Annotated in this window: 12 protein-coding genes; 7 read left to right on the top strand and 5 right to left on the bottom strand. The window is 66.7% G+C overall.

Translation table 11 applies throughout. The features are described from left to right. Window positions 1-100 precede the first annotated feature (100 nt). Window positions 101-1,291: an O-succinylhomoserine sulfhydrylase gene (locus H0X90_RS03400; RefSeq protein ID WP_060268271.1), complete on the top strand. Its 1,191-nt coding sequence runs from the start codon at window positions 101-103 to the stop codon at window positions 1,289-1,291. 101 nt (window positions 1,292-1,392) lie between these two features. Here the strand turns inward: H0X90_RS03400 and H0X90_RS03395 are convergent, their stop codons facing one another. The 3 genes from H0X90_RS03395 to H0X90_RS03385 are packed head-to-tail and all read right to left on the bottom strand — an operon-like array spanning window position 1,393 to window position 4,491. Next, the gene (locus H0X90_RS03395; protein ID WP_077190757.1) at window positions 1,393-2,358 is read right to left on the bottom strand and encodes an NAD-dependent epimerase/dehydratase family protein; all 966 of its coding nucleotides are present in this window, start codon (window positions 2,356-2,358) and stop codon (window positions 1,393-1,395) included. Further along, window positions 2,345-3,391, bottom strand: a complete 1,047-nt coding sequence (gene gmd, locus H0X90_RS03390; protein WP_006491261.1) for a GDP-mannose 4,6-dehydratase — start codon at window positions 3,389-3,391, stop codon at window positions 2,345-2,347. Before gmd ends, H0X90_RS03395 begins: the two co-directional genes overlap by 14 nt. 35 nt (window positions 3,392-3,426) lie before the next feature. Next, the gene (locus H0X90_RS03385) at window positions 3,427-4,491 is read right to left on the bottom strand and encodes an acyltransferase (protein ID WP_077190756.1); all 1,065 of its coding nucleotides are present in this window, start codon (window positions 4,489-4,491) and stop codon (window positions 3,427-3,429) included. A gap of 469 nt (window positions 4,492-4,960) precedes the next feature. Between H0X90_RS03385 and H0X90_RS03380 the strand changes: the two genes are divergently transcribed. Genes H0X90_RS03380 through H0X90_RS03370 form a run of 3 tightly spaced genes read left to right on the top strand, consistent with a single transcriptional unit; the run spans window position 4,961 to window position 11,104 of the window. Beyond that, a complete protein-coding gene (locus H0X90_RS03380; RefSeq protein ID WP_077190755.1) occupies window positions 4,961-7,153 on the top strand; it encodes a hypothetical protein in 2,193 nt (730 codons plus the stop codon). A 19-nt stretch (window positions 7,154-7,172) separates the two neighbouring features. Next, window positions 7,173-8,639, top strand: coding sequence for a flippase (locus H0X90_RS03375; RefSeq protein WP_006491256.1), 1,467 nt, complete (start codon window positions 7,173-7,175; stop codon window positions 8,637-8,639). Further along, window positions 8,636-11,104, top strand: coding sequence for a glycosyltransferase family 4 protein (locus H0X90_RS03370; protein ID WP_077190754.1), 2,469 nt, complete (start codon window positions 8,636-8,638; stop codon window positions 11,102-11,104). Before H0X90_RS03375 ends, H0X90_RS03370 begins: the two co-directional genes overlap by 4 nt. Window positions 11,105-11,484: 380 nt before the next feature. Here H0X90_RS03370 and H0X90_RS03365 read toward each other — a convergent pair whose 3' ends face one another. Then, complete coding sequence (locus tag H0X90_RS03365) at window positions 11,485-12,660, bottom strand: acyltransferase (protein WP_077190753.1); 1,176 nt, start codon at window positions 12,658-12,660, stop codon at window positions 11,485-11,487. 217 nt (window positions 12,661-12,877) lie between these two features. Here H0X90_RS03365 and H0X90_RS03360 point away from each other — a divergent pair, with 217 nt between their 5' ends. After that, on the top strand, window positions 12,878-13,021 hold the full coding sequence (locus H0X90_RS03360; RefSeq protein WP_006479318.1) for a hypothetical protein: 144 nt from the start codon (window positions 12,878-12,880) through the stop codon (window positions 13,019-13,021). 230 nt (window positions 13,022-13,251) lie between these two features. Then, complete coding sequence (galU, locus tag H0X90_RS03355) at window positions 13,252-14,139, top strand: UTP--glucose-1-phosphate uridylyltransferase GalU (protein WP_006482949.1); 888 nt, start codon at window positions 13,252-13,254, stop codon at window positions 14,137-14,139. Window positions 14,140-14,504: 365 nt separating this feature from the next. Here galU and H0X90_RS03350 read toward each other — a convergent pair whose 3' ends face one another. Beyond that, complete coding sequence (locus H0X90_RS03350) at window positions 14,505-15,623, bottom strand: acyltransferase (RefSeq protein WP_012493217.1); 1,119 nt, start codon at window positions 15,621-15,623, stop codon at window positions 14,505-14,507. Between the two features lie 266 nt (window positions 15,624-15,889). On the opposite strand from H0X90_RS03350, the gene H0X90_RS03345 reads away from it, so the two are divergent. Then, entirely contained in the window at window positions 15,890-16,339 is a 450-nt protein-coding gene (locus H0X90_RS03345) for an HU family DNA-binding protein (RefSeq protein ID WP_006492882.1), read from the top strand. The last annotated feature ends 21 nt before the right edge of the window (window positions 16,340-16,360 follow it).

Below are 16,360 nucleotides of genomic sequence, written 5' to 3'. Positions count from 1 at the left end.
GCCGACGCATAGCGGGCTTTTTGTTTTTGGCCTGGGTTTTGACCGGGTCCGCGCCTCATGAACGACCGTCGGCGCGGCCATCGAATACGGAAAACGGAACATGGACGACTCCCTCAACTTCGACACGCTTGCCGTGCGCGCGGGCACGCTGCGCAGCGACTTCAACGAGCATTCGGAAGCGCTGTTCCTCACGTCGAGCTTCTGCTTCTCGAGCGCGGCCGACGCGGCCGAGCGCTTCGCGAATTCGGAAGACTATTTCACCTACTCGCGCTTCACGAATCCGACCGTCACCATGTTCCAGGAGCGTCTCGCGGCGCTCGAGGGCGGCGAGGCGTGCATCGCGACGGCGTCGGGCATGGCCGCGATCATGTCGGTCGTGATGTCCGCGCTGCAGGCGGGCGACCATCTCGTCAGCTCGCGCAGCCTGTTCGGCTCGACGCTCGGGATGTTCTCGCAGATCTTCAGCAAGTTCGGGATCACGACGACCTTCGTCGACCCGACGGACTTGAACGCATGGCAGGAAGCCGTGCGGCCGGAAACGAAGATGTTCTTCCTCGAGACGCCGTCGAACCCGTTGACCGAACTCGCCGACATCGAGGCGATCGGCAAGATCGCGAAGGCCGCGAACGCGCTGTTCGTCGTCGACAACTGTTTCTGCAGCCCGGTGCTGCAGCAGCCGCTGAAGCTCGGCGCGGATGTCGTGATGCATTCGGCGACGAAATTCCTCGACGGTCAGGGCCGCGTGCTCGGCGGCGCGCTGGTCGGCTCGAAGGAATTCATCATGGGCAAGGTGTTCCCGTTCGTGCGCAGCGCGGGCCCGACGCTGTCGGCGTTCAACGCGTGGGTGCTGCTGAAGGGAATGGAGACGCTGTCGCTGCGCGTCGAGAAGCAATCGGCGAACGCGCTGGAGATCGCGCGCTGGCTCGACGCGCATCCGGCCGTCGCGCGCGTGTTCTATCCGGGGCTCGAATCGCATCCGCAGCATGAACTCGCGAAGCGCCAGCAGAAGGCGGGCGGCGCGATCGTGTCGTTCGAACTGAAGGGCGACACGCCCGAGCAGCAGCGCGCGAACGCATGGCGCGTGATCGACGGCACGAAGCTGGTGTCGATCACCGGCAACCTCGGCGATACGCGCACGACGATCACGCATCCGGCGACCACGACGCACGGCCGCATCACGCCGGAAGCGCGCGCCGCGGCGGGGATCACCGAGGGGCTGATCCGCCTGGCGGTCGGCCTCGAGCATGCGGGCGACATTCGCAACGATTTGGCGCGCGGCCTGAACGGCTGAGTGACGCAGCGGTTTTCGGACCGGCATCAATGAAAACGGGCCGCTCGTGAGAGCGGCCCGTCGTCGTTTCGGCGCATGCCGTTGCGTGCGTGTCGTCCCGTTCAGCCAGCGGCGTGACCGGGCGGTGCAGCACGCATCGCGTCCACCATCCATCGCAGCGTTTCGTCGAGCGGCGTGACCGGCAATTCGCCGACCGCACGCCGCAGCTTGTCGCGCGACCCGCTCAGGCTTTTCACTTCGTTGTGTCGCACGAAGCGTGGATCGATCGTCACGTCGATCACGTAACCGGCGATGCGCGACAGCATCGCCAGCACTTCCTTCAGTGAATACGCGCGCTCCGAGCAGACGTTGAACGTCTCGCCTGCCGGTGCGGCTTCGATGAGCTTCAGATAGGCGGCCGTCACGTCGCGCACGTCGGAGAAATCGCGGCTCACGTCGAGATTGCCGAGCGAGATCCGCGGTGCGTTGCGCGCATAGTGCGCGACGAGCTTCGGCAGCAGATAGGCATCGCTCTGGCCGACGCCCGTGTAGTTGAACGGCCGGGCGATCACGATCGGCAGCCGGTCGGCCCATAGCTTCGCCGCATATTCCATCGCGAGTTTGCTGACCGCGTAGTCGTTCGCCGGCGCAGGCGCGACGGTTTCGTCGAGCACGCCGGCCGTCGAGTTGCCGTAGATGTTCGCGCTGCTGGCCAGCAGCACGGCCGACGGACGGCGGTCGAGACCGGAGAGGGCAGCCAGCAGGTTGCGCGTGCCGACGATGTTGACCGCGTAGGTCTGCGATGGCTCGTCCTGTGCGACATGCGCACGCGCGGCGAGATGCACGACTGCGTCGGGCCGTGCATCGGCCGCAGCCGCGCGCATGGCCTCCGCGTCGAGCAGGTCGACGGGCAGCAGCGTGCACTGCGCGAACGCCGGATCGGCGGGGCGGGGCGCGCCGGGCGCGACCGTGCCCCAGACGTCATAGCCGGCCGCCTGCAGGCGTTCGGCCATGTAGCGACCGGTGAAGCCCGTCAGGCCCGTGACGAATGCACGGCGCGACGGACGTCCGGTTTCAGAACGTGTCATGGTGTTGGTTCCGCGTCAAATCCGCTTCGACCATCATCTGGCAAAGTTGTTCGAGCGTCGTTTTGGGTGCCCAGCCCAGTTTGCTTTTCGCCTTGTCCGCGCAGCCGATCAGCAGGTCGACTTCGGCCGGGCGGTAGAACTTCGGGTTCACTTCGACGAGCACGTTGCCGGTCGATGCGTCGAGGCCGCGCTCCTGCTCGCCCTTGCCGGTCCATTCGATCTGGTAGCCGGCCGCCGCGAACGCCATCCGCACGAAGTCGCGCACGGTTTCGGTGCGATTGGTCGCGAGCACGTAGGTGTCGGGCTCGTCGGCCTGCAGCATGCGCCACATGCCTTCGACGTATTCGAGCGCGAAGCCCCAGTCGCGTTTCGCGTCGAGATTGCCGAGCTCGAGCTTGGTCGCCTTGCCGAGCCGGATCTTCGCAACGGTGTCCGTGATCTTGCGCGTGACGAATTCGCGGCCGCGCAGCGGCGATTCGTGGTTGAACAGGATCCCGCTGCTGCCGAACAGGCCATACGATTCACGGTAGTTCACGGTCATCCAGTGCGCGTACAGCTTCGCGACCCCGTACGGGCTGCGCGGATAGAACGCGGTGGTTTCCGTTTGCGGAATGGCCTGCACCTTGCCGAACATCTCGGACGTCGACGCCTGGTAGAAGCGCGTCTTCGGGCTCACGACGCGAATCGCCTCGAGCAGGTTCAGCGGGCCGATGCCGGTCACTTCGGCGGTCGTCGCCGGCTGGTCGAACGACACGCCGACGAAGCTCTGCGCGGCCAGGTTGTAGAGCTCGTCCGGCTGCGTGCGTTCGAGCAGGCGCAGGCTCGAGCCTGCGTCGGTGAGGTCGTGCTCGACGAGCGTCAGGTTCGGATGCGTGTCGACGCCCAGTTCGGCGATACGCCAGAAGTTCACCGAGCTGGTGCGGCGATAGGTGCCGGTGACCTCGTAGCCCTTGTCGAGCAGCAGTTTGGTCAGGTACGCACCGTCTTGCCCCGAAATTCCGGTGATGATGGCCTTTTTACGAGTTTGGCTCATGGCGTTGTCCTGGTAGAAGCAATGGATGATGAAATTCAGGCGGTCGTGCCGGCGGCGGCCGGCACCGCGCGGCGCGCGGGCCCGCGCGTCAGGCGCCGTTCGAAGCCGTACCAGCTCAGGGTCGCGTACGCGAGCGTGATCGCCAGCGCGAGCGCGGCCGTGACGAAGCGGTTCAGATGCAGCGGCCACAGCGCGTACAGCACGCTCAGGTGGATCAGGTAGACGGTGTAGCTGACGGTGCCGACGTAGACGAGCATCGGGTTCGTCAGCACACGCTGCACGAGGCCGCGGCCGCGCAGCGCGATCACGACGATCGACGTGCACAGCAGCAGCGAGATGCTGTAGAGCGCCGCATTCGACATCGGTGTGTTCGCGGCGCGAAAGCGCGGGAACGACAGGTGCAGCCAGCCGAGGATCGCGAGCGACACGAGCGCGCCGACGATCGCGAGCGGATAGAGCGGCTCCAGCGCGCGCCGGTCGCGGCGCAGCACGATCGCGAGCAAGGCGCCGGCCGCGAGCAGGTCCATCCGGAACGGCGTCAGGTAGTAGATCGGCCAGAACGAATCGAACCACGGCGTCGCGATCGCGCGCAGCACCGGCGCCGCGACGATCAGCGCGGCGGCGACCCACAGCAGCGCGCGCTCCGAGCACCACAGCACGACGAACGGCCAGAAGATGTAGAACTGCTCCTCGACCGCGAGCGACCACAGCACGTTCAGGCTGTCATGGCCGATGCTGCCGAGCGACAGCCCGATATTGGTCGAGAAAAACGCGAACCACGGCCAGTGCGGCAGCCAGCTCGCGCCGAACAGCAGCGTCGACACCAGCAGCAGCAGCACGTACGGCGGCAGGATGCGGCGCACGCGGCGCGCATAGAAGTGGCTGAAGTACGACTGTCCGCGCGCCTTGCGATCGAGCAGGATGCCGGTGATCAGCAGGCCGCTCAGCACGAAGAACAGATCGACACCCATCCACAGCGGCGCCTTCAGCGCGTGCTGCAGGAACACGGCGCCCACCGCGATCGCGCGCAGCCCGTCGAGCTGCACGATGCGGCCGTGTTGTGGCGGGGCGAGGTCGGCGGGGCGTGCCAGGGCCGTCATCGCGCGGCTCCTTCACGACCCGCATCCAATGCGTGTACGTATTGCATGCCTTTTAATGGAATATGGAATCGAAATCGATTCTAGGGAAAAGAAATCGGTAAAAAAACGCGCGTCATTTATCTGGCGACAAATATTCAAAATGCCGATTATTGCGATCGCGAGATGAAAGGTTGGCGCCCGGGCGGGCCCGATGGGCGGTGCGAGGCGGAATTTTCTACGTGGTGGTGCGGGAAAGGCGGTCGTTATTGCCGTTTCCGCGCGCCATTTACTCGGTGTTCCGGTTCGATATTTCACGCGGAAACATCCCCAAATATTTCCAAATTTCTTGTGATTATTTTTGCTTGTAACCTGCATCGCGACGTTTGAAACCCATTTAGCGACAGCGCGCATCCGCGGCACTCCGTGGCGGCGCCGGTCGCTGTTGCATCAAGTCTGGAGAAGCGCATTGCGACGTCTGATTCTGGTTGGCATGACGGTATGCGCGGCGCTGCTGACGAGCGCCGTGCCGGCCGAAACGGTGTTGCCCGCGACGACGTCGTGGATCGGCAACACGTTCGGCTATGGCGACGGCTCATGGACGCAGATCGACATCCGCGCGATCGCGGTGACGCCCGAGGGCAAGGTGTATACGAATGCGCCGTGGGACGAGAGCGGCGCCGAGGCGAGTGTCTACCAGGACGGGAAGATGCTCGGCTTCGCCGGCGGCACGCACGGCTGGGGCAATCTCGGCGGCAACGCGATCGCGGTGAACAGCAAGTACGCGTATGTCGCGATCGGCGTCGGCAACGAGCGCGGCCACCTGCAGGCGCCCGGCATCTGGCCGGACAAGGGCAAGCAATGGTTCGGCATCTCGCGACGCACGATCGGCGACATGAAGCAGCCCGCGCCGTTTCGCGCGGCGCCGCAGGTCGCGCCGGGCGGCCGCGCCGACGCCGGCCGCGCACGGATGGCCGCCAGCTTCATGATGATGAACGAGGTGCCGGCGCCCGCGCGCTCGGAAGTCGGCGAGGCGAAGGCCGAAGTGGGCGGCCTCGCGGCCGACGACAAGACGCTGTTCGCGACCAATCCGTCGCGCGACGTGGTGGATGTCTATGACGCGGAGACGATGCAGCAGAAGGGCACGTGGAGCGCGCACGAGCCGGGCCGCATCGCGCTCGCGGCCGACGGCACGCTGTGGCTGCTGACCGATACGCTGGGCGGGCCCGCGCATCTCGTGCACGTGCGGGCCGACGGCCGCAAGCTCGACGACGCGCCGGCGCTGCCGGAAGGCACCGACGCGGTGGACGTGGCGGTCGACGCGAAAGGGCGCGTGCTGATCGCGGACAACGGGCCGCGCCAGCAGATCCTGATCTTCTCGAAAGGCGGCAACGGCTATGCGCCGTCCGGCACGCTCGGCGAACGCGGCGGCATCTTCGCGGGCCCGGTGCCGGGCCGGCCGGGGCCGCAGCGTTTCAACGGGCTGACGGGCGTCGGTGTCGACCGCGCCGGCAACATCTACGTGTCGATGAACGGGATCGGGCCGCGCCACGACACGATCGGCGCGGGGCTCGGCGCGGTGCTGGAAAGCTACACGCCGGACGGCAAGCTGCGCTGGCAGGTGCAGGGGCTGCTGTTCGTCGACGGCGCGTGGCTCGATCCCGCACGGCCGAACAGCGTGTACACGGGCAACAAGCGTTTCGAGCTCGACCTGTCGAAGCCGCCGGGCCAGGACTGGAAATACGTCGGCTTCCTGTCGAACCGCTTCAAGTATCCGGACGACCCGGTGTTCCACACGGACCAGTATCCGGGCATGCCGATCGCGCGGCGCGTGGACGGTCGCACGTTCCTGTACCTGACCGACATGTACGCGGATCACCTGAAGATCTACCGCTTCGACGCGAAGCGCGACGGCGAAGTCGCGATTCCGTCCGGCCTGATCGCGGGCCGTGCGCGACCGGTCGACAAGGTGCCGAACAAGCCGCCGGGCGGCGACTGGCTGTGGCGCGACGCGAACGGCAACGGCCGGATCGATGCCGACGAGTCCGAGCTCAACACGACGGGCAAGGCGAAGGCCGGCGGCTGGGGCTGGTGGGTCGACACGAAGGGCGACATCTGGCGCACGAGCGACGTGCGCGGCATCCACCGTTTCCAGTACGGCGGCGTCGACAAGGCCGGCAACCCGATCTATTCGTACGACAAGGTGACAACCTACCCGATGCCGCAGCCGTTCACGCAGCTGCGCCGCGCGATCTACGAGCCGCAGACCGACACGCTGTACGTGACCGGCTACACCGCCGACGCGCCGCCGCAGCCGGGCATCAACAAGGAAGTCGGGCGCGTGCTGATCCGCTTCGACAAGTGGTCGACGGGCTCGCCAGTCGCGCGCTACCAGGTGGCGCTGCCGTGGAAGCTCGACGCGAAGCCGATCTTCGACCTGATCGGGATCACGGTCGAGGGCCGCTACATCTTCACGGTGGAGCCGGTCGGCAAGATCCACGTGTACGACAAGGAAACCGGCAAGGAAGTCGGCGTGATGAGCCCGGGCGCGGAGGTCGGCAAGGCGTCGGGCTGGGTCGACGTGCCGTTCGGTATCAGTGCGTTCCGGCGCGAGAACGGCGAGTACCTGGTGTTCGTCGAGGAAGACGCGCGCGGCAAGGTGCTCATGTACCGCTGGAAACCTTAACGGGCCCATGGGCTAAAGCATGGACAAAGGCATACTCAAGAACGTTTCGATCAACTTCATCGGGCTGATCCTGCCGACCTTCGTGTCGCTGGTGACGGTGCCCGCGTACATCCACGCGCTCGGCGTCGAACGCTACGGCGTCGTCAGCCTCGTATGGACGCTGATCGGCTATTTCGGGATCCTCGATCTCGGGATGAGCATGGCCGCGCAGAACCACATCTCGAAGGCGCTCGCGAGCGGCGACGCGGACGAAAGCGCGCGCGTGTTCTGGAGCGCGTTCTGGCTGAACCTCGGCACCGGCATCGCGGGCGGGCTGCTGATCTATTTCGGCGCGTTCGTCTACACCGCGTATTTCACGAAGGTGTCGGCCGCGATGCAGCACGAGGTGTATCTCGCGCTGCCGTGGCTCGCGCTCGCGATTCCGCTCGCGAACGTGTCGTGGGTGTTCGCCGGCGCGATCAACGGCGCCGAACGGTTCGGCGTGTTCAACACGAACCAGACGATCGGCACGTTCCTGTTCCAGCTGCTGCCGCTCGCCGCCGCGTGGTGGATCGCGCCGAACCTGCAGACGGTGCTCGCCGCGGCCGTCGTCGCGCGGCTGATCGCGGCGGTGATGCTCGGGCAGGCCAGCATCAAGGTGCTCGGCATCCGCCGCATCGATCCGCCGCAGTGGGGCACCGCGAAAGGGCTGTTCAACTTCGGCGGCTGGATGCTGATCGCGAGCACGACCAGCATGATCGCCGACACGCTTGACCGCGTAATGCTCGGCGCCGGCATGGGCGCGAAATTCGTCACCTACTACACGGTGCCGCAGAACCTCGTCACGCGCCTGAACATGCTGCCGAACGCGCTGGTGCGCACGCTGTTCCCGCGGCTGTCGGCGGTCGGCCGCGATCATGCGGATACGCTCGCGCGCCAGTCGCTCGAGTTCCTGAACGGCGTGTTCACGCCGGTCGGCATCGTCGCGATCTTCGCGCTCGCGCCGTTCCTCACGCTGTGGGTCGGCGCCGATCTCGCCGCGCATTCGGCGCCGGTCGGCCGCGTGCTGGTGATCAGCGTGTGGCTCGTCGGCCAGGCGAGCGTCACGCGCATCCTGATCCAGTCGCAGGTCAACCCGGCCCGCGCGGCATTCGCCGGGCTCGTCGAGATGCCGTTCTTCGTCGGCGGCCTGTGGTTCGGCATTCATCACTTCGGGCTGATCGGCGCGGCGGTGGTCGTCGCGGCGCGCGCGCTCGTCGACTACGGCGTGCTGCTGTACCTGTCGGCGATCCGGATGCGCGCGATCGTGCTCGACATGCTCGCGCATCTCGCGTTTCTGCTGGCGAGCCTGTTCCTGGCGCAGGCGTGGCCGGGGCTCGGCGAGTCGATCGGCATGTGCGCGGTCGTGCTGGTGCTGAACGTCGCGTGGTCGCTCACGATGACGCCGGGATTGCGCGCGCTCGTGCGCGACCTGTTTGTCCGTCTCAATGCGAGGAAAACCATATGAATCGCGATCTGGCGGAACACGCCGTCCTGAATCTCGCCACGGCCGATGCCGCCGTGGCCCACCCGGGCGACGCCGCCGCGCTGCACCGCGCGGTGCCGGCCGAGCGCGCCGGCGCGCGGCAGCCGGCGCGTGCACTGCGCGTGGCGATCGTCCACGACTGGCTCGTCACCTATGCGGGCGCCGAGCGCGTGCTCGAACAGATCGTCGCGTGCTTTCCCGACGCGGACCTGTTCAGCCTCGTCGATTTTCTCGACGACCGCGCGTTCGTGCGCGGCAAGCCGGTGACGACGTCCTTCATCCAGAAGCTGCCGTTCGCCCGCACCAAGTACCGTAGCTACCTGCCGCTGATGCCGCTCGCGATCGAGCAGCTCGACGTGTCCGAGTACGACCTCGTGATCTCGAGCAGCCACGCGGTCGCGAAGGGCGTGCTGACCGGGCCGGACCAGGTACACATCAGCTACGTGCATTCGCCGATCCGCTATGCGTGGGACCTGCAGCACCAGTATCTGGAGCAGTCGAACCTCACGCATGGGCCGAAATCGCTGCTCGCGCGAATGATCCTGCACTACATCCGCAACTGGGACACGCGCACCGCGAACGCGGTGGACGGCTTCGTCGCGAATTCCGCGTTCATCGCACGGCGCATCAGGAAGGTCTATCACCGCGACGCGGCGGTGATCTTTCCGCCGGTCGACGTCGACGCGTTCTCGCTGAATGCGGTGAAAGAGGAGTTCTACCTGACCGCGTCGCGGATGGTGCCGTACAAGAAGATCGACCTGATCGTCGAAGCCTTTTCGCGCACGCCCGAGCGCAAGCTGGTCGTGATCGGCGACGGCCCCGAGATGCAGAAGATTCGCGCCAAGGCCGGCCCGAACGTCGAGATCATGGGCTACCAGCCGTTCGCGGTGCTGCACGACCGGATGCGGCGCGCGAAGGCGTTCGTGTTCGCGGCCGAGGAGGATTTCGGCATCTCGGTCGTCGAGGCGCAGGCGTGCGGCACGCCGGTCATCGCGTACGGCAAGGGCGGTGCGCTCGAAACCGTGCTCGACCCGCAATCGAACCTGCACCCGACCGGTCTCTTCTTCGACGAACAGACGCCGCAGGCGATCGTCGCGGCCGTCGACGATTTCGAGCGCGCGCCGCAGCGCTTCACGCCGGACGCGTGCCGCGCGAACGCGGAGCGGTTTTCCGCCGACACGTTCCGGCGGCGCTTCCTCGACTACGTGGAGCAGGCGCTGCCCGGCTCGACCGCGCAGCGCGGCACGGCCGCGCCTCTGCCGGCCGCGCGCGGCCCGGCGACGCTCGTGCTCGACCAGAGCGGCGTGCTCGGCGGCGCCGAGCTGTCGCTGCTCGAGATCATGAAGCACATGCGCGCGAACGCCGACGTGCTGCTGTTCGCCGACGGTCCGTTCCGCGCGGCGCTCGACGAGATCGGCGCGCGCGTCGACGTGGTCGAGCAGGGTGCGCTCGCGGGCGTGCGCAAGCAGGGCGGCGTGTCGTTCGGCGCGGTGAAGCAGCTCGTGCGGCTGGTGCGCGACGTCGCGCGGCGCGCGCGCCGCGCCGAGGTGATCTACGCGAACACCCAACGCGCGATGGTGGTCGCCGCACTCGCCGGGCGGCTCGCGCGCAAGCCGGTGGTCTGGCACCTGCGCGACATCGTCAGCACCGACCATTTCGGCGGCAAGCAGTTGAAGGCGATCAAGTATTGCGCGCGGCTCGGCGTCACGCGCGTGATCGCGAACTCCGATGCATCCGCGCAAGCGTTCCGCGCGCTGACGGGCTTCACGCCGCAGCACGTCGACGTCGTGTTCAACGGCATTTCGGCCGAACCGTTCGACGCGCTGGAAGGCGTGAGCCAGGCCGCGCTGCGCGCGCGCCTCGGGCTGCCCGCGGACGCCTGGCTGGTCGGCTCGTTCAGCCGTCTCGCGCGCTGGAAGGGGCAGCACGTGCTGCTGGAGGCCGCCGCGCGGCATCCGGACATGCACGTGGTGCTGGTCGGCGCGCCGCTGTTCGGCGAGGACGACTATGCGGCGCAACTGCACGAATACGTCGCGCAGCACGGGATGGACGCGCGCGTGCATTTCCTCGGCTTCCAGCGCGACGTGGCCGCGTGCATGACGGCGGTCGACGTCGTCGCGCACACGTCGATCACGCCGGAGCCGTTCGGGCGCGTGATCGTCGAGGGGATGCTCGCGCGCCGGCCGGTCGTCGCGGCGCGGGCGGGCGGCGTCGTCGAGATCATCGAGGATGGCGACAACGGGCTGCTCTGCGAGCCGGGCAACGCGGCCGCGCTGGCCGATGCGCTGGCGACGCTCAAGCGCGACCGCGCGCTGCGCGAGCGGCTCGTCGCGAGCGGGCGCGCGACCGCGGTGCGCCGGTTCGGGACCGAAACCTACGTGGAGCGGGTCGAGAAGATCCTCGCGGATACGGCGAAGGCCGCCAAGGCCGCGAACGCGAAGAAGTAGCAGCCGGCGCGAGCCGGCGGCAAACGGGCCCCCATGCGGCGTTGCGCTGCGCGGGGGCTTTGCTTTTCAGCGGGCGAGATGTCTGGTGGTGGCGGACGGGCGGGCATGCACGCCGACTCCACATGAGGCGCGAGCATGGCCGATCGTCATCTGAAACCGGGAGCGGGCCATCGGCAACGTGAAGCGGGCAGGCGACACCGTGCAGTCGTGCCGCGGCACCCCGCAGAGACGGCTTACGCGGGTCGTGGCGCGGTCGGAGAGCGGTAGGCTGCCCTTCCTTTGTCGAAGCGGCCCGCGACCGCGTGCCTGCCATGAAAAAGCCCCCGCGCAGCGAGACGCCGTGCGAGGGCTGCGAAACCGGACGGGCCGGCCGGCTTGGGTCAGACGGCCTGTTCGGGCGTCGACGCAACGACGCGGGCGGCGCGGGTCGGCTTGAAGCTGGCCGACCACATCATCGCCGGCCGTTCGAACATCCGGTAGAACAGGTACGCCACCGGGATCGCGACGGCCATGAACGCGAACGACGGCCAGATCGACAGTTGCAGTTCGGAATGGAACAGCACCGAGCCGAGGCAGACGAACAGCGGCAGGTGGACCAGGTACAGCGAGTAGCTGAAGTCGCCGAACCAGCTCAGCACGCGCAGCGGCGGCGTCGGGCGCGGCGGGCGGGCAAGCGCGCGGTACAGGAAGCACGCGAAGCCGGCCGACCACAGCTGGAACGCACCGTACTGGCCGACATGGAACGCGCCGCAGCCGGCGGCCAGCAGCACGGCGGCCGCGACGTACCACGCGCGCGACGGCACGACGGCCATGCCGCGCGATTGCTGCGCGCGCACGTCGGCGATCCATGCGCCGATCGTCCAGGACAGCCAGTACGACGTGAAGAACTGCAGGTCGTGCCGTTCGAGCAGCCACGCCGACGCGACGTTGACGAGCGCGACCGCGGCCACGACGGCCGGCATCCCGATGCGCCGGCGCAGCGCGAACAGCAGCGGGTAGACCGCGTAGAACTGCACTTCGAGCGACAGCGTCCACAGCGCGCCGTTCGACCCGTACGTGTAGCCGGCGACGCCCTGCAGCGAGAACAGGTTCACCAGGAACGCGACCAGGCCGACGTCGCGGATCTTGTGGCTGACGGGCTCGATCTGCAGGCTGACCGCGTCGAGCGCGAGCGTGAACAGCAGCGCGGCGAGCAGCACCGGGTAGATGCGCGCGAAGCGGCGCACCCAGAAATTCGGCGCGTCGAGCCGGTATGCGGGGTTGGCCGCGAGCTTGAGCGCCGCGTTGCGGTGGATGCAGTAGCCGCTGATCACGAAGAAGATCGGCACGCCGGCGGAGCCCCACGCGAACGGGAAGGTCAGGTAGCCGGCGATCACGCCCGGGCTCAGTGCATGACCGTAAGCATGATGGAAGCTCTGCATGCCGACCCAGACGACCTGGCGGCAGTGGAAATAGGCGACGAGCAGCGCCGCGAAGCCGCGCATCGCGTCGATCACGTGTTCCTTGTGGTCGGCGACGGGCGGCGCGGCCAGAGACGATCCGCTGAAAGCTTGCATGCGATTCGATTCCTTGCGACGGATGGACGGGAAGTTTCATCCAATCGTAATGCGCAAGAATTCGGTCAATGAATAAAAAAATCTCGCTTGGAAATATCGGTATTCCACATCATGGAGTTATCGCGACCTGAAAGCGGCTCGTCGAGGGGGGCGAATTATTTGCCGATTTTTTTCTGATAGTTTGAAGCTCCAGTTGATTGATGCAAGGAGCGGCAAGATGGACATGCATTGGATCGCGAGCGCTGCAGTACTGTTGGTCATGGCCGTGCTGTCGGCGTACCGCGAGGCGCTGAAGAACGAACCGATCCGCCCGGGCCTCGAACGGGGCGGCGTGCCCTATATCGAGGAATTCGAATCGTAAGCATTTGTATCCGGAAAATCGGTAATTTGTTTCTGCCTCGGCAATCGGTCCGGCAATATCGACCGAATTGAAACGATTATATTTTTTTCGGAATCATTGGGCAATCAGTTCATATCGAAAATGAGCGGAGTGGAATTGGCCGTACCGTCGATTCTCGATATGCCGTTCGGAACACAATCGCGCCGGGTCGCAGGTCGACGCGGCGCAGTCAACGCAATCAGGATGCGAACATGTTGAAAGTCACCAAGGCCGTGTTCCCCGTTGCCGGTCTCGGCACGCGGTTCCTCCCGGCAACGAAGGCGAGCCCGAAGGAAATGCTGCCCGTCGTCGACAAGCCGCTGATTCAGTACGCGGTCGAGGAAGCGATCAACGCCGGTATCACCGAGATGATCTTCGTCACCGGGCGCAGCAAGCGCGCGATCGAGGATCATTTCGACAAGTCGTACGAGATCGAGGCCGAGCTCGAGGCGCGCGGCAAGGAAAAGCTGCTCGAACTCGTGCGCGGCATCAAGCCGAGCCACGTCAACTGCTTCTACGTGCGCCAGCCTGAAGCGCTCGGCCTCGGCCACGCGGTGCTGTGCGCGGAGAAGCTGGTGCACGGCGAGCCGTTCGCGGTGATCCTCGCCGACGACCTGCTGCACGGCGAACAGCCGGTGCTCAAGCAGCTCGTCGACGTGTTCGACCACTATCACAGCTCGGTGATCGGGGTCGAGACGATCCCGCGCGAGGACAGCCGCTCGTACGGCGTCGTCGAAGGCCGGGAGTGGGAAGAGGACATCATCAAGCTGTCGGGCATCATCGAGAAGCCGGCGCCGGAGGATGCGCCGTCGAACCTCGGCGTGGTCGGCCGCTACGTGTTCATGCCGACGATCTTCGATCATCTGCGCAAGCTCAAGCCGGGCGCGGGCGGCGAATTGCAGCTCACCGACGCCGTCCAGTCGCTGCTCGCGAACGAGCAGGTGCTCGCGTATCGCTACTACGGCACGCGCTTCGACTGCGGCAGCAAGCTCGGCTATCTCAAGGCCACCGTCGAGCTCGCGCTCCAGCATCCGGAAGTGAGCCGCGAATTCGAGGCGTACCTGCGTACCTGCTTGCCCGCGCTGGCAGCCGTCGCTTAAAGCGGCCGCGCGCTCCGTCGTTTCAGGTGGTGGTTGTTCCGTTGGCCCCGGCCGCTCGCGCGCCGGGGCTTTTTTGTTTGCGCGGGCGCGAGCGCAGGGTGCGCGACGTCGGCACGCGGTGCCGGGCAGGTGTGCGGGGTGCAGGCGCGCGACGCATGCCGGTGAGGCGGGACGTCGCGCGTGAAAGCGGTGCCGAAGCATGCGTCGCGTGACCGGATCGGTGGAGGGATTGCGCGGCATGCACGTCACTCGCGTGGGTGTCGCGCGATGACGCGGTGTCGGCCGACATGCCGCCGGTCGCCGGGCGTCACCGGTATCGACGCATTCCCGTCCGGCTTCCGCCGCGCGCCGCGTCCACGCGACGCTCAGCGCGGCGACGCGCTCGGCTGCGCGGCGAAGTGCCGGGCCAGCAGCGCGGCGATCGGCTTCTTGAAGTCGAGCAAGCGCTTTTCGAGATAACGCCAGGACAGGTGCGCGAGCAGCACGGCGAGCGCGAATTGCAGCAGTTCCGGTGCCGCGTCGCGGACGATGTCCGGCATCGGCACGTGCGCGAAGGACGCGGGCAGCACGCCGAAGCGCGCCGGAATCAGGTTGTGGAACAGGTAGAAGCCGTAGCTGATCGTGCCGAGATAGGCAAGCGGCGCCCAGTCGAGCAGCGCGACGACGGGATGCTCGGGTGCGCTGACGATCCACAGCATCAGCGCGCCGAGCGACACGGACAGGCCGAGATCCGCGAGCCCCGCGACCGCATCGGGCAAGGTCGTGCAGGCGGGCAGCGCGAGGAAGAATGCGACGCCCGCCGCGCCGAGCCAGCCGGGCGGTACGCGGCGCGCGGCGGCCGCGCCGCGATCGGCGAGCGCCATCGCGCCGACGCCGCCGAGCGCGATCAACGCGAAATTCCACGGGGAAAACGCGTAGATCAGCACCGGCGACGCGTCCGACAGGTAGAGCGCGAGATGCGCGAGCGCACACAGCGCGACGGCCGCGACGCCGAGCGCGACGTGTCGCGCGGCGGGCACCGCGAGCAGCGCGAGCGGTGCGATCAGATAGAACTGCTGTTCAACGGCGAGGCTCCAGAAATGCGACGTGGAGCCCGGCCAGCCGTCCTTGACGACGCCGATCCAGTAATTCGACAGGAACACCGCGTGCCAGGCGAGCCCGAGATTGACGCCGCGCTGGTAGAACAGCGCGTGCGCGATCGCGAGCGCGGCGAGCAGCAGGTAATACACGGGAAAGATCCGCAGCGCGCGCTTCGCGAGAAACAGCGCGAGCGCGTGGCGGCGCGTCATGGTGCCGCATTCGACCGCCTGACGGTTGCGATGCAACTCGCCGACGATCAGGAATCCGCTGATGAGGAAAAACGTCCACACGCCGAGCTTGCCGACGTCGACGGCAAGGACATGGCCCTTGTGGGACAGGAAAACGAGGATGACGGCGAGGGCTCGCAGGCCGTCGAGTCCTTTGACGTATCTGACTTCGCGCATGGAGGCATCCGGGCATTGAGCGCGCCCAGTATAGGTGCGCAAATATCGAACGTAATTCGCGTTCGGCTTGTTTGAGCCCATACGTACACGCGTTTTTTCATGCTCGAGTGTCGATGAAGTCGGTCGCGCGCAACAAAACCTGCGGGAAACCCCGCGAAAACGCATAAAAGTACTGCACGAAGCGTCAAGGCGCTTGTAGAATCCGGCGTTGAAGCGCGCGCGTTGCACGCTTCGTGTATCCAACGACCACACCTGGTAGGAGAAACATGGCGACTTCCGCAAAAAAGGTGGCCAAGAAGGCTGCCGCACCGGCGACCAAGAAAGTGGCTGCCAAAAAGGCTGCGCCCGCGAAGAAAGTAGTGGCCAAGAAGGCTGTCGCAAAGGCAGCACCGGCTGCTCCGACGCCGCTGAAGGACAAGTTCACGAAGGCATCGCTCGCAACGCACATCGCTGAGCGCGCGGCTGTCGAAGTGAAGGCGGTCAAGGCAGTGCTCGCCGCACTCGAGAACGTCGTGCTGGGCTCGGTTCACAAGAAGGGCGCAGGCGAGTTCACGCTGCCGGGTCTGCTGAAGATCACGGCACAAGTCGTGCCGGCGAAGAAGAAGCGCTTCGGCAAGGATCCGTTCACGGGCGAAGAGCGTTGGTTCCCGGCGAAGCCGGCCAGCGTGCGCGTGAAGGCACGTGCGCTGAAGAAGCTGAAGGACGCGGCAGCGTAATGCCGCGCAACGACTGCCGAA

The sequence above is a fragment of the Burkholderia sp. 9775_39 genome, from assembly GCF_015712225.1.
GTDB lineage: Bacteria > Pseudomonadota > Gammaproteobacteria > Burkholderiales > Burkholderiaceae > Burkholderia > Burkholderia cenocepacia.
The sequence above is the reverse complement of the archived record's forward strand: the minus strand, read 5'-3'. Positions and strand labels throughout refer to the sequence as shown.

Excerpts from the sequence above, each read along its gene's own strand:
- H0X90_RS03380 (WP_077190755.1), top strand. The coding sequence starts at position 4,961 with ATGACGGTATGCGCGGCGCTGCTGACGAGCGCCGTGCCGGCCGAAACG.
- H0X90_RS03395 (WP_077190757.1), bottom strand. The coding sequence starts at position 2,358 with ATGACACGTTCTGAAACCGGACGTCCGTCGCGCCGTGCATTCGTCACG.
- H0X90_RS03400 (WP_060268271.1), top strand. The coding sequence starts at position 101 with ATGGACGACTCCCTCAACTTCGACACGCTTGCCGTGCGCGCGGGCACG.
- H0X90_RS03360 (WP_006479318.1), top strand. The coding sequence starts at position 12,878 with ATGGACATGCATTGGATCGCGAGCGCTGCAGTACTGTTGGTCATGGCC.
- galU (WP_006482949.1), top strand. The coding sequence starts at position 13,252 with ATGTTGAAAGTCACCAAGGCCGTGTTCCCCGTTGCCGGTCTCGGCACG.
- H0X90_RS03350 (WP_012493217.1), bottom strand. The coding sequence starts at position 15,623 with ATGCGCGAAGTCAGATACGTCAAAGGACTCGACGGCCTGCGAGCCCTC.
- H0X90_RS03365 (WP_077190753.1), bottom strand. The coding sequence starts at position 12,660 with ATGCAAGCTTTCAGCGGATCGTCTCTGGCCGCGCCGCCCGTCGCCGAC.
- H0X90_RS03345 (WP_006492882.1), top strand. The coding sequence starts at position 15,890 with ATGGCGACTTCCGCAAAAAAGGTGGCCAAGAAGGCTGCCGCACCGGCG.
- H0X90_RS03370 (WP_077190754.1), top strand. The coding sequence starts at position 8,636 with ATGAATCGCGATCTGGCGGAACACGCCGTCCTGAATCTCGCCACGGCC.
- gmd (WP_006491261.1), bottom strand. The coding sequence starts at position 3,391 with ATGAGCCAAACTCGTAAAAAGGCCATCATCACCGGAATTTCGGGGCAA.
- H0X90_RS03375 (WP_006491256.1), top strand. The coding sequence starts at position 7,173 with ATGGACAAAGGCATACTCAAGAACGTTTCGATCAACTTCATCGGGCTG.
- H0X90_RS03385 (WP_077190756.1), bottom strand. The coding sequence starts at position 4,491 with ATGACGGCCCTGGCACGCCCCGCCGACCTCGCCCCGCCACAACACGGC.